General features: G+C 61.0%; 15 protein-coding genes. 10 read left to right on the top strand and 5 right to left on the bottom strand.

Features of this window, described 5'->3' with window-relative positions; all coding sequences use genetic code 11:
- Positions 1-42: 42 nt before the first annotated feature.
- The 9 genes from E4P00_RS03200 (at position 43) to E4P00_RS03240 (ending at position 6,775) form a co-directional block, all read left to right on the top strand.
- Positions 43-738: a YggS family pyridoxal phosphate-dependent enzyme gene (locus tag E4P00_RS03200; protein ID WP_078822556.1), complete on the top strand. Its 696-nt coding sequence runs from the start codon at positions 43-45 to the stop codon at positions 736-738.
- A 25-nt stretch (positions 739-763) separates the two neighbouring features.
- The gene (gene proC, locus E4P00_RS03205) at positions 764-1,582 is read left to right on the top strand and encodes a pyrroline-5-carboxylate reductase (RefSeq protein WP_032878928.1); all 819 of its coding nucleotides are present in this window, start codon (positions 764-766) and stop codon (positions 1,580-1,582) included.
- 25 nt (positions 1,583-1,607) lie between these two features.
- Positions 1,608-2,195, top strand: a complete 588-nt coding sequence (locus tag E4P00_RS03210; RefSeq protein WP_003195087.1) for a YggT family protein — start codon at positions 1,608-1,610, stop codon at positions 2,193-2,195.
- Positions 2,196-2,416: 221 nt separating this feature from the next.
- Entirely contained in the window at positions 2,417-3,556 is a 1,140-nt protein-coding gene (locus tag E4P00_RS03215; RefSeq protein WP_248130635.1) for a homoserine O-acetyltransferase, read from the top strand.
- Between the two features lie 7 nt (positions 3,557-3,563).
- Positions 3,564-4,184: a methionine biosynthesis protein MetW gene (metW, locus tag E4P00_RS03220; RefSeq protein ID WP_005792273.1), complete on the top strand. Its 621-nt coding sequence runs from the start codon at positions 3,564-3,566 to the stop codon at positions 4,182-4,184.
- Between the two features lie 21 nt (positions 4,185-4,205).
- Complete coding sequence (locus E4P00_RS03225; RefSeq protein ID WP_078822557.1) at positions 4,206-4,640, top strand: DUF4426 domain-containing protein; 435 nt, start codon at positions 4,206-4,208, stop codon at positions 4,638-4,640.
- A complete protein-coding gene (gene rdgB, locus E4P00_RS03230; RefSeq protein ID WP_078822558.1) occupies positions 4,637-5,233 on the top strand; it encodes an RdgB/HAM1 family non-canonical purine NTP pyrophosphatase in 597 nt (198 codons plus the stop codon). Before E4P00_RS03225 ends, rdgB begins: the two co-directional genes overlap by 4 nt.
- Positions 5,230-6,432 (top strand): radical SAM family heme chaperone HemW, encoded by a 1,203-nt coding sequence (hemW, locus tag E4P00_RS03235; RefSeq protein WP_005792277.1) that lies wholly within the window; start codon positions 5,230-5,232, stop codon positions 6,430-6,432. The genes rdgB and hemW overlap by 4 nt, the downstream gene beginning before the upstream one ends.
- Before the next feature lie 19 nt (positions 6,433-6,451).
- Positions 6,452-6,775, top strand: coding sequence for a DUF3392 domain-containing protein (locus tag E4P00_RS03240; RefSeq protein ID WP_043046299.1), 324 nt, complete (start codon positions 6,452-6,454; stop codon positions 6,773-6,775).
- A 142-nt stretch (positions 6,776-6,917) separates the two neighbouring features.
- On the opposite strand, the gene trmB is transcribed toward E4P00_RS03240, so the two are convergent.
- The 4 genes from trmB to E4P00_RS03260 form a co-directional block, all read right to left on the bottom strand.
- The gene (trmB, locus tag E4P00_RS03245) at positions 6,918-7,643 is read right to left on the bottom strand and encodes a tRNA (guanosine(46)-N7)-methyltransferase TrmB (RefSeq protein ID WP_032878921.1); all 726 of its coding nucleotides are present in this window, start codon (positions 7,641-7,643) and stop codon (positions 6,918-6,920) included.
- 9 nt (positions 7,644-7,652) lie between these two features.
- Complete coding sequence (locus E4P00_RS03250) at positions 7,653-8,447, bottom strand: thiazole synthase (RefSeq protein WP_032878919.1); 795 nt, start codon at positions 8,445-8,447, stop codon at positions 7,653-7,655.
- A gap of 54 nt (positions 8,448-8,501) precedes the next feature.
- Complete coding sequence (gene thiS / locus E4P00_RS03255) at positions 8,502-8,702, bottom strand: sulfur carrier protein ThiS (RefSeq protein WP_032878918.1); 201 nt, start codon at positions 8,700-8,702, stop codon at positions 8,502-8,504.
- A 79-nt stretch (positions 8,703-8,781) separates the two neighbouring features.
- Positions 8,782-9,156 carry a DUF423 domain-containing protein gene (locus E4P00_RS03260; RefSeq protein WP_032878916.1) on the bottom strand — a complete coding sequence of 125 codons (375 nt, stop codon included), beginning with the start codon at positions 9,154-9,156 and terminating at the stop codon, positions 8,782-8,784.
- A 74-nt stretch (positions 9,157-9,230) separates the two neighbouring features.
- Here E4P00_RS03260 and mtgA point away from each other — a divergent pair, with 74 nt between their 5' ends.
- Entirely contained in the window at positions 9,231-9,953 is a 723-nt protein-coding gene (mtgA, locus tag E4P00_RS03265) for a monofunctional biosynthetic peptidoglycan transglycosylase (RefSeq protein ID WP_078822561.1), read from the top strand.
- A gap of 131 nt (positions 9,954-10,084) precedes the next feature.
- Here mtgA and rpoH read toward each other — a convergent pair whose 3' ends face one another.
- A complete protein-coding gene (rpoH, locus tag E4P00_RS03270) occupies positions 10,085-10,939 on the bottom strand; it encodes an RNA polymerase sigma factor RpoH (protein ID WP_003176698.1) in 855 nt (284 codons plus the stop codon).
- Positions 10,940-11,042 lie beyond the last annotated feature (103 nt).

Here is an 11,042-nt window from a genome sequence, read left to right on the forward strand (position 1 = left end):
CAGTAGAATGCCGCGGACTCCATATCCACGGGCGCATCTTGAATGTCGACGATAGCAGACAACATCGGCCTGGTTAGCCAGCGCATCCGCGCCGCAGCCGACGCCGTGCAACGTGACGCAAGCAGCATCCACCTGCTGGCCGTGAGCAAGACCAAACCCGCACAAGCCGTGCGCGACGCCTATGCCGCCGGGATGCGCGATTTTGGCGAGAACTACCTGCAGGAAGCCTTGGGCAAACAGGCGGATTTAACCGACCTGCCCTTGAGTTGGCACTTCATCGGCCCCATTCAATCGAACAAGACTCGCGCCATCGCCGAGAACTTCGCTTGGGTGCATTCCGTGGACCGCCTGAAAATCGCACAACGCCTGTCCGAACAACGCCCGGCCGACCTGCCGCCGCTGAATATCTGCATCCAGGTCAATGTCAGTGGCGAGGCCAGCAAATCCGGCTGTACGCCGGCCGACCTGCCAGCCCTGGCCAACGCGATCAGCGCCCTGCCGCGCTTGAAGCTGCGCGGCCTGATGGCGATCCCCGAGCCGACTGAAGACCGGGCCGCACAGGATGCGGCGTTTGCCAGCGTACGCGACCTGCAAGCCAGCTTGAACCTGGCGCTGGACACACTTTCCATGGGCATGAGCCATGACCTTGAGTCGGCCATCGCCCAAGGCGCCACCTGGGTGCGGATCGGTACCGCCCTGTTTGGCGCCCGCGACTACGGCCAGCCGCAAAATGGCTGACTTCCCTCGAAAATAAGGACCTGTCATGAGCAACACGCGTATTGCCTTTATCGGCGCCGGTAACATGGCGGCCAGCCTGATCGGTGGCCTGCGGGCCAAGGGCCTGGACGCCGAACAGATCCGCGCCAGCGACCCGGGTGACGAAACCCGCGAACGGGTCAGCGCCGAACACGGCATTGAAACCTTTGCCGATAACGCCGAAGCCATCCACGGCGTCGATGTGATCGTGCTGGCGGTCAAGCCCCAGGCCATGAAGGCCGTGTGCGAAAGCCTGCGCCCAAGCCTGCAGCCGCATCAATTGGTGGTGTCCATTGCCGCCGGCATCACCTGTGCCAGCATGAAAGCCTGGCTCGGTGACCAGCCGATCGTACGTTGCATGCCCAATACCCCAGCGTTGCTGCGCCAGGGCGTAAGCGGTTTGTACGCCACCGCTGAAGTCAGCGCGCAGCAGCGTGACCAGGCTCAGGAGTTGCTGTCTGCGGTGGGCCTTGCCGTATGGCTGGAGCAGGAGCAGCAACTGGATGCGGTCACCGCCGTTTCCGGCAGTGGCCCGGCCTACTTCTTTCTGCTGATCGAGGCCATGACCGCCGCGGGCGTCAAGCTGGGCCTGCCCCACGAGGTTGCCGAACAACTGGCTGAGCAAACGGCCCTGGGCGCCGCGAAAATGGCTGTCGGCAGCGATGTCGATGCCGCCGAACTGCGCCGGCGGGTAACGTCGCCGGGCGGCACCACGCAAGCCGCCATTGAATCGTTCCAGGCCGGGGGCTTTGAGGCCCTGGTGGAAAAAGCACTGGGTGCCGCGGCACATCGTTCGGCCGAGATGGCTGAGCAACTGGGCAAATAGTCGTCCCTTACCAAGGTAATCAAACATGCTCGGAATCAATGACGCTGCCATTTTCATCATTCAGACCTTGGGCAGCCTGTACCTGCTGATCGTGCTGATGCGCTTTATCCTGCAACTGGTGCGGGCGAACTTCTACAACCCGTTGTGCCAGTTCGTAGTCAAGGCCACCCAACCGCTGCTCAAGCCACTGCGCCGGGTGATCCCGAGCCTGTTCGGCCTGGACATGTCGTCGCTGGTGCTGGCGTTGTTGCTGCAGATCCTGCTGTTCGTGGTGATCCTGATGCTCAACGGCTACCAGGCGTTCACCGTGCTGCTGTTGCCGTGGGGCCTGATCGGTATTTTCTCGCTGTTCCTGAAGATCATTTTCTGGTCGATGATCATCAGCGTGATTCTCTCGTGGGTCGCACCCGGTAGCCGTAGCCCGGGTGCCGAACTGGTGGCTCAGATCACCGAACCGGTGCTGGCACCCTTCCGTCGCCTGATCCCGAACCTGGGTGGCCTGGATATCTCGCCGATCTTTGCGTTTATCGTGATTCAGTTGCTGCAGAGCTGGGTGATTCCACGCCTGGCGTACTTTGCCTACATGCCCAAAGAGCTGTTCGGCCTGATCTGAATGCCGTAGCCCCTATGGGAGCTGGCTTGTGTGGGAGCTGGCTTGCCTGCGATAGCATCACCTCGGTGTGTCTGAAAACCGCGGTGCCTGCATCGCGGGCAAGCCCGGCTCCCACATCAACCCTTCCCACATTTTGTATCTGCGTACTGGTACAGACCATTGCTTGCCGCTAGGGTCCCCGCTCTTTAGACTTACGCCTCATTTAAACGAGAGCAGGGTCGATGCCAGCTGCCTTCCCCCCCGATTCTGTTGGACTGGTCGTGCCTCAAGTGGCGCACTTCAGCGAACCGCTGGCCCTGGCCTGCGGCCGTTCGTTGCCTGCCTACGACCTGATCTACGAAACCTACGGCCAACTGAACGCCACGGCGAGCAACGCCGTGCTGATCTGCCACGCCCTGTCCGGCCACCACCACGCCGCCGGTTTCCACAGCGTTGACGAGCGCAAACCCGGCTGGTGGGACAGTTGCATCGGCCCCGGCAAGCCCATCGACACCAACAAGTTCTTCGTCGTCAGCCTCAACAACCTCGGCGGCTGCAATGGCTCCACCGGCCCCAGCAGCCTCAACCCGGACACCGGCAAGCCATTCGGCGCGGACTTCCCGGTGTTGACCGTAGAAGACTGGGTGCACAGCCAGGCACGCCTGGCCGACCTGCTGGGCATCCGCCAGTGGGCCGCGGTAATTGGTGGCAGCCTGGGTGGTATGCAGGCGCTGCAATGGACCATCAGCTACCCGGACCGCGTGCGCCACTGCCTGGCTATCGCGTCGGCGCCCAAGCTGTCGGCGCAGAACATCGCGTTTAACGAAGTGGCACGCCAGGCCATCCTCACCGACCCCGAGTTCCACGGCGGTTCGTTCCAGGAAGCCGGCGTGATCCCCAAGCGCGGCCTGATGCTGGCGCGGATGGTGGGGCATATCACCTACCTGTCCGATGATTCCATGGGCGAAAAATTCGGTCGCGGCCTCAAGAGCGAGAAGCTCAACTACGACTTCCACAGCGTCGAGTTCCAGGTGGAAAGCTACCTGCGCTATCAGGGTGAAGAATTCTCCGGGCGTTTTGATGCCAACACCTACCTGTTGATGACCAAGGCCCTGGACTACTTCGACCCGGCGGCCAACCACGACGACGACCTGGCGAAAACCTTCGAGCACGCCACGGCCAAGTTCTGCGTGATGTCATTCACTACCGACTGGCGCTTCTCGCCGGCCCGCTCCCGTGAGCTGGTGGATGCGCTGATGGCCGCCAAGAAAGACGTCTGCTACCTGGAGATCGATGCACCGCAAGGCCACGACGCCTTCCTGATTCCGATCCCGCGTTATCTGCAGGCCTTTAGCAACTACATGAACCGAATCGCACTGTGAGAACGCCATGAGAGCCGACCTGGAAATCATCCAAGACTGGATCCCCGCCGGCAGCCGCGTGCTCGACCTGGGCTGCGGCGATGGCGAACTGCTGAGCTGGCTGCGCGACAACAAGCAAGTCACCGGCTACGGCCTGGAAAACGACCCGGACAACATCGCCCAGTGCGTGGCCAAGGGCATCAACGTAATCGAGCAGGACCTGGACAAGGGCCTGGGCAACTTCGCCAGCAACAGCTTCGATATCGTGGTGATGACCCAGGCCCTGCAAGCGGTGCACTACCCGGACCGCATCCTCGACGAAATGCTGCGCGTTGGCCGCCAATGCATCATCACTTTCCCCAATTTCGGCCACTGGCGCTGCCGCTGGTACCTGGCCACCAAGGGCCGTATGCCGGTCTCGGATTTCCTGCCGTACACGTGGTACAACACGCCCAACATCCACTTCTGCACCTTCGAAGACTTCGAAGCGTTGTGTGGCGAGCGTGAAGCCAAGGTCATCAACCGCCTTGCCGTCGATCAACAGCACCGCCACGGCTGGGCGAGTAAGCTATGGCCCAATCTATTGGGCGAAATCGGTATTTACCGGGTCAGCAGTCCTGGCCTGACCGACCACAAAGTTGCCGTCTAATCATCTTCAAGAGGGACGTTCATGAGTCGTTTGGCTATTTTTCTATTGACCGCATGCCTGGGCGCCAGCGCCATGGCCGCCGACGCTATCGACGCTAATCGCAAGAAAGACTTCGGCGATATCACCGTTCACTACAACACCTTCACCTCCAGCTTCCTGCCACCCGAGACCGCTCAGAAAGTCGGCGTAGTGCGCAGCAAGGAGAAGGGTTTGATCAATGTGACTGTAATCAAGGGCGTGGCCCCGGTCGCGGCCCAGGTGACCGGCACCATCAAGGATTTGGGCGGCAAAAGCGAGATCCTGACGTTCAAGCAAATCGAAGAGAAAGGCGGCATCAGCTACCTCGCGCCCTACTCGGTGACCCAGCGGGAATACAAGACATTTACCATCAACGTTGAAACCGGCGGCAAAGCCCATGGTTTCCAATTCAACCAAGAACTGTTTCCGGCCGAATGATGAACCTTACCCAACTCGTACTGGCCAGCCATAACACCGGCAAACTCAAAGAACTGCAGGCCATGCTCGGCGAATCCGTGCAACTGCGTTCGATTGGCGAGTTCAGCCAGGTCGAACCGGAAGAAACCGGCTTGTCGTTCGTTGAGAACGCCATCCTCAAGGCCCGCAACGCAGCACGCATCTCCGGCCTGCCGGCCCTGGCGGATGACTCGGGCCTGGCGGTGGACTTTCTCGGCGGCGCGCCCGGCATTTATTCGGCCCGTTACGCTGATGGCAAGGGCGACGCAGCCAATAACGCCAAGCTGCTCGACGCGCTCAAGGACGTGCCCGACGCCGAACGTGGTGCACAGTTCGTCTGCGTGCTGGCCCTGGTGCGACATGCCGATGACCCGCTGCCGATCCTGTGCGAAGGCTTGTGGCACGGGCGCATCCTGCACGCCGCCAGCGGTGAGCATGGCTTCGGTTACGACCCTTTGTTCTGGGTGCCGGAGCGCAATGTCTCCAGCGCCGAACTGAGCCCGGCCGACAAGAACCAGATCAGCCACCGCGCCCGCGCCATGGTGTTGCTGCGCCAGCGCCTGGGCTTGAAATGACCCAGAACACCTCTGCGCAGCCGCTGATCCACGGTGGCGCGCAAACACCACGGGCGGCCCTGCCCCACCTGCCGCCCCTGGCGCTGTACATCCACATCCCTTGGTGCGTGCGCAAATGCCCGTATTGCGACTTCAACTCCCACACCGCCAGCAAGGTGCTGCCGGAAGAAGAGTATGTAGATGCATTGCTGGCGGATCTGGATCAAGACCTGCACGCCGTTTATGGCCGGGAGCTGAGTTCGATTTTCTTCGGTGGCGGCACGCCCAGCCTGTTCAGCGCCGCCGCCTTGGGCCGCTTGTTAAAAGGCGTGGAAGCCCGTATTCGGTTCGCCGCGGATATCGAGATCACCCTGGAAGCCAACCCCGGAACCTTCGAGCAAGAGAAGTTCGTGGCGTACCGCAAACTGGGGATCAATCGCCTGTCCATCGGCATCCAGAGCTTCCAGCAAGAGAAGCTTGAAGCCCTGGGCCGTATTCACAATGGCGATGAAGCCGTGCGCGCCGCTGGCATGGCGCGCCAGGCAGGGTTCGATAACTTCAACCTGGACTTGATGCACGGCCTGCCCAATCAATCCCTCGACGATGCCCTGAGCGACCTGCGCCAGGCCATTGCGCTCAAGCCGACACACCTGTCCTGGTACCAACTGACCTTGGAGCCCAACACCGTCTTCTGGAACCAGCCGCCCGCGCTGCCGGAAGACGACACACTGTGGGACATCCAGGAAGCCGGCCAGGCGCTGCTCGCCGAACACGGTTACGCGCAATACGAGGTGTCGGCCTATGCCCAGCCCGGCCGCCCGGCGCGACACAACCTGAATTACTGGAGCTTTGGCGACTTTATCGGCATCGGCGCCGGCGCCCACGGCAAGCTCAGCCACCCGGACGGGCGCATCGTACGCACCTGGAAAACCCGCGCCCCCAAGGACTACCTCAACCCGGCCAAAAGCTTCCAGGCCGGAGCGAAAGAGCTGACCAACGACGAACTGCCGTTCGAGTTCCTGATGAACGCTCTGCGCCTGACCGAAGGGGTCGATGCCAAGCTCTACGCCGAACGCACCGGCCTTGATCTGGCGAGCCTCGATGAAGGCCGCCGCGAGGCAGAACAAAGTGGATTAATGCAGGTCGAACCGTCACGCCTGGCGGCAACCGACCGCGGGCAACTCTTTCTCAATGACCTGTTGCAGACGTTTTTGAGCTGATCGCTCTTAAGGAAATCGAATGGATCTGGTACTCGACCTGCTCGCCACCGTATCCCGCTGGAGCCGTAGCAACCTGTCGGAAATCTCCCTGGCCCTCGTGGGCTGCTTGTTGGTGCTGTTCGGCGCCGATATCAAGGGCTGGGTCGAAGCGCGCCTGGGCAGCATCGCCGGCGCCCTGCGCGTGCCCTTGATGGCCCTGCTGTGCATGATCGGCAGCGGTGCAGCGCTGATCTATGCCACGCCGTGGATTGTGCGGGGGCTGAGCCAATTCAATAACTACAGCCTGGCGCCGGTGTTGATCGTGGTGCTGGTGTTGATTGGGGTAGTGGCAGACCGCCGCTGATCCCAGGCCCAACACAGATACAAATGTGGGAGGGGGCTTGCTCCCGATTGCGGTGTATCAGCCAAAGATTTGGTGGCTGACACCCTGCTATCGGGAGCAAGCCCCCTCCCACATTTGATTGCATTTCAATGCTGATGACTGTTTAAGCCAACTTCTCGAACTTCAAATCCCACACTCCATGCCCCAATCGCTCGCCGCGGCGCTCGAACTTGGTGATCGGCCGCTCGGCCGGGCGTGGCACGCATTTGCCGTCTTCGGCCAGGTTGCGGTAGCCAGGGGCAACGTTCATCACTTCCAGCATGTATTCCGCGTACGGTTCCCAGTCGGTGGCCATGTGCAGGATACCGCCCACTTTCAGCTTGCTGCGCACCAACTCCGCAAAGGACGCCTGGACGATACGACGCTTGTGGTGACGGGCTTTGTGCCACGGGTCGGGGAAGAACAGCATCAGGCGGTCGAGGCTGTTGTCGGCGATGCAGCGGTTGAGCACTTCAATCGCGTCGCAGTCGTAAACTCGCAGGTTGGTCAGGCCCTGGGTCAGCACGCCATTGAGCAATGCGCCGACACCTGGACGGTGGACTTCCACACCGATGAAATCCTGCTCCGGCGCGGCCGCGGCCATTTCCAGCAGGGAGTGGCCCATGCCGAAACCGATTTCCAGGGAGCGTGGGGCCGAACGGCCAAACACCTGGTCGTAATCAACCGGCGCATCGGCCAGGGGCAAAACGAACAGCGGCGTGCCTTGCTCCAGGCCCTTTTGCTGGCCTTCGGTCATACGGCCGGCGCGCATCACAAAACTCTTGATGCGGCGGTGCTTGGACTCGTCGCCCGCTTCCACGGTGTTCGGCGTTTCGTTTGATTCAGTCATCAATAGCTCTTACTTGATCAGACCATCCAGCGGCGAAGAGGCGCTGGCATAGAGTTTTTTCGGCATGCGCCCGGCGAGGTAGGCCAGGCGGCCCGCGACGATCGCGTGTTTCATGGCTTCGGCCATCATGATCGGTTGCTGGGCGTGGGCGATGGCCGAGTTCATCAGCACCGCGTCGCAGCCCAGTTCCATGGCGATGGTCGCGTCGGAGGCAGTGCCCACGCCCGCATCCACCAGCACTGGGATCCTGGCTTCTTCAAGGATGATCTGCAGGTTGTACGGGTTGCAGATGCCCAGGCCGGAACCGATCAGGCCAGCCAGTGGCATCACCGCGATGCAGCCGATTTCTGCCAACTGCCGGGCGATGATCGGGTCATCGCTGGTGTAGACCATCACGTCAAAGCCTTCCTTGACCAGGGTCTCGGCGGCCTTGAGGGTTTCGATCACATTGGGGAACAGGGTTTTCTGGTCGGCCAGCACTTCCAGCTTCACCAGGTTGTGGCCGTCCAGCAACTCACGGGCCAGGCGGCAGGTGCGCACGGCTTCAATGGCGTCGTAGCAACCGGCGGTGTTCGGCAGGAAGGTGTAGCGGTCTGGGGACAGCACTTCGAGCAGGTTCGGTTCGCCTTCAATCTGGCCCAGGTTGGTGCGGCGCACGGCGAACGTCACGATTTCGGCACCCGAGGCTTCGATGGCCTGGCGGGTCTCTTCCATGTCGCGGTACTTGCCGGTGCCGACCAGCAAGCGGGACTGGTAGGTACGACCGGCCAGGACGAAAGGCTTGTCGTTACGAACGATGCTCATGGGAAATCCTCTGTTTGGATGAGGTTCTGCAGAATGCGTTACCGCCGTGGCGGGCTAACCGCCACCGATGGCGTGGACCACTTCGACCTGGTCGTTTTCCTTCAGCGAGGTCTCGGCGTGCTGGCTACGCGGGACGATATCCAGGTTGAGCTCCACTGCGACACGACGCCCGGTCAGGTCCAGGCGGGTCAGCAGGGCCGCGACGGTTTCACCGTCGGGCAGTTCAAAGGGTTCGCCGTTCAACTGAATGCGCATGCCACGGGCCGCCATCGTTTTTAGGGGCCCGCATTCTAGCGCGATTGGGACCTGCCGGTCAGCTCCAAGCGTCAAGCGGTCAAAGCTGCAAGCGCCACGCTGCCAGGCCAAGGAAGAACCAGCCAAGCAGGAACGCCAGCCCGCCAAACGGCGTGATGATCCCCAGTTTGCTGATGCCAGTCATCGTCAGCGCATACAAGCTGCCCGAGAACAACAGAATACCGACGGTAAACGAGATACCCGCCCAACTGACCAATCGACCGGGAATATGCGCCGCCAGCAACGCCACGCCGAACAACGCCAGGGCGTGCACCAGTTGGTAGGTCACGCCGGTATGGAAGATCGCCAGGTAGTCGGCGCTCAGGCGGTTTTTCAGGCCGTGGGCGGCGAACGCACCCAGGGCGACACCGGTAAAACCGAAAAAGGCAGCCAGCATCAGAAAGCTACGCAGCATGGGGAACTCCAGTCAGACTCATCGGGCAGGGTCTGTATAATGGCCCGCTCAACGGGTTCGGCCAAGCCATCTCTATGCTGCGTGTCCTCTTCAAACGCTTTCTCAACGTCGTGAAATGGTTCGCCATCGGCAGTGTGTTGCTGGTGCTGCTGTTTCGTGTGGTCCCGCCCCCGTTTACCGCGTTGATGGTGGAGCGCAAGGTCGAGTCCTGGATCGACGGCGAACCCATTGACCTGCAACGCAGCTGGGTACCGTGGGATGAAATCAGCGATGACCTCAAAGTGGCGGTGATGGCCGGTGAAGACCAGCGCTTCCCGCAACATTGGGGCTTTGATTTTGGCGCGATCCAGGCCGCGATCCTGCACAACGAACGCGGCGGCTCGATTCGCGGCGCCAGTACGCTGAGCCAGCAAGTGTCGAAAAACCTGTTCCTGTGGGCCGGCCGCAGCTATTTGCGCAAGGGCCTGGAAGCGTGGTTCACCGGGTTGATCGAGGTGCTGTGGCCCAAGGAGCGGATTCTTGAGGTGTACCTCAACAGCGTGGAGTGGGATGACGGCGTGTTTGGTGCCGAAGCGGCGGCGCGGCATCACTTTGGCGTGAGCGCCAAGGGGCTTTCGCGGCAACAGGCCAGTTATCTGGCGGCGGTGTTGCCTAATCCACGGGTGTGGAGTGCCAGCCACCCGACAGCTTATGTAGCACGGCGGGCGGCGTGGATTCGTCAGCAGATGAGTCAGTTGGGTGGGGATGGCTACCTGACTGAGCTGAACAACTCTCGAAAAGCCCCCTGGTCCAACTGACACAACACAAAACAAATGTGGGAGGGGGCTTGCTCCCGATAGCGATAGATCAGTCACTTTGATGTTGACTGACACTCTGCTATCGGGAGCAAGCCCCCTCCCACATTTTCAAACTAGCATTGCCAGCTGAATTAGGCGGCGATCGACAACTTCAGCTTGTTCATCGCGCTTTTCTCAAGCTGACGAATCCGCTCGGCCGACACGTTGTACTTCTGCGCCAGGTCATGCAGCGTGGCTTTCTCTTCTGCCAGCCAGCGCTGGTAGAGAATGTCACGGCTGCGGTCGTCCAGCACTTCCAGCGCTTCGTGCAGGTTGTGGTTGGAATTATCGCTCCAGTCGGCGTCTTCCAGTTGACGCGCCGGGTCGTACCGGTGGTCTTCCAGGTAGTTGGCAGGCGATTGGAAGGCGCTGTCGTCATCCGCTTCGGCGGCTGGGTCAAAGGCCATGTCATGGCCGGTCAGGCGGCTTTCCATCTCGCGCACTTCACGAGGCTCCACACCGAGGCTTTCAGCCACGCGGTGGACTTCCTCGTTGTTCAGCCACGCCAGGCGTTTCTTCTGGCTGCGCAGGTTGAAGAACAGTTTGCGCTGGGCCTTGGTGGTCGCGACTTTCACGATGCGCCAGTTGCGCAGGATGAACTCGTGGATTTCCGCCTTGATCCAGTGCACGGCGAACGACACCAGGCGCACACCCATTTCAGGGTTGAAGCGCTTTACAGCCTTCATCAGGCCAACGTTGCCTTCCTGAATCAGGTCAGCCTGGGCCAGGCCGTAGCCACTATAGCTACGGGCGATATGTACGACAAAACGCAGGTGGGCGAGCACCATCTGCCGAGCCGCCCCCAAATCCTGCTCATAGTAGAGACTCTCGGCCAGTTCACGCTCCTGCTCGGGTGTCAGCAATGGAATGCTGTTGACCGTGTGCACATAGGCCTCCAGGTTCGCACCCGGGACCAAGGCATAAGCAGGTTGCAAAGAAGTGGTCATACGAAAAAACCTCCGACTCACATAACTCGTGCAGTTCAGCACTGCGAAAATTGACCTGGGAACCGTAGGACAAGTTCCCTAAACCACTGATACGGTCAATACA

This window comes from Pseudomonas sp. B329 (genome assembly GCF_023127835.1).
GTDB classification, from domain to species: Bacteria; Pseudomonadota; Gammaproteobacteria; order Pseudomonadales; family Pseudomonadaceae; genus Aquipseudomonas; species Aquipseudomonas synxantha_A.

Coding starts and splice junctions, on each gene's coding strand:
- E4P00_RS03200 (WP_078822556.1), top strand. CDS start 43: ATGTCGACGATAGCAGACAACATCGGCCTGGTTAGCCAGCGCATCCGC.
- E4P00_RS03260 (WP_032878916.1), bottom strand. CDS start 9,156: ATGCTGCGTAGCTTTCTGATGCTGGCTGCCTTTTTCGGTTTTACCGGT.
- proC (WP_032878928.1), top strand. CDS start 764: ATGAGCAACACGCGTATTGCCTTTATCGGCGCCGGTAACATGGCGGCC.
- mtgA (WP_078822561.1), top strand. CDS start 9,231: ATGCTGCGTGTCCTCTTCAAACGCTTTCTCAACGTCGTGAAATGGTTC.
- E4P00_RS03215 (WP_248130635.1), top strand. CDS start 2,417: ATGCCAGCTGCCTTCCCCCCCGATTCTGTTGGACTGGTCGTGCCTCAA.
- rpoH (WP_003176698.1), bottom strand. CDS start 10,939: ATGACCACTTCTTTGCAACCTGCTTATGCCTTGGTCCCGGGTGCGAAC.
- metW (WP_005792273.1), top strand. CDS start 3,564: ATGAGAGCCGACCTGGAAATCATCCAAGACTGGATCCCCGCCGGCAGC.
- E4P00_RS03225 (WP_078822557.1), top strand. CDS start 4,206: ATGAGTCGTTTGGCTATTTTTCTATTGACCGCATGCCTGGGCGCCAGC.
- E4P00_RS03210 (WP_003195087.1), top strand. CDS start 1,608: ATGCTCGGAATCAATGACGCTGCCATTTTCATCATTCAGACCTTGGGC.
- hemW (WP_005792277.1), top strand. CDS start 5,230: ATGACCCAGAACACCTCTGCGCAGCCGCTGATCCACGGTGGCGCGCAA.
- thiS (WP_032878918.1), bottom strand. CDS start 8,702: ATGCGCATTCAGTTGAACGGCGAACCCTTTGAACTGCCCGACGGTGAA.
- trmB (WP_032878921.1), bottom strand. CDS start 7,643: ATGACTGAATCAAACGAAACGCCGAACACCGTGGAAGCGGGCGACGAG.
- E4P00_RS03240 (WP_043046299.1), top strand. CDS start 6,452: ATGGATCTGGTACTCGACCTGCTCGCCACCGTATCCCGCTGGAGCCGT.
- rdgB (WP_078822558.1), top strand. CDS start 4,637: ATGATGAACCTTACCCAACTCGTACTGGCCAGCCATAACACCGGCAAA.
- E4P00_RS03250 (WP_032878919.1), bottom strand. CDS start 8,447: ATGAGCATCGTTCGTAACGACAAGCCTTTCGTCCTGGCCGGTCGTACC.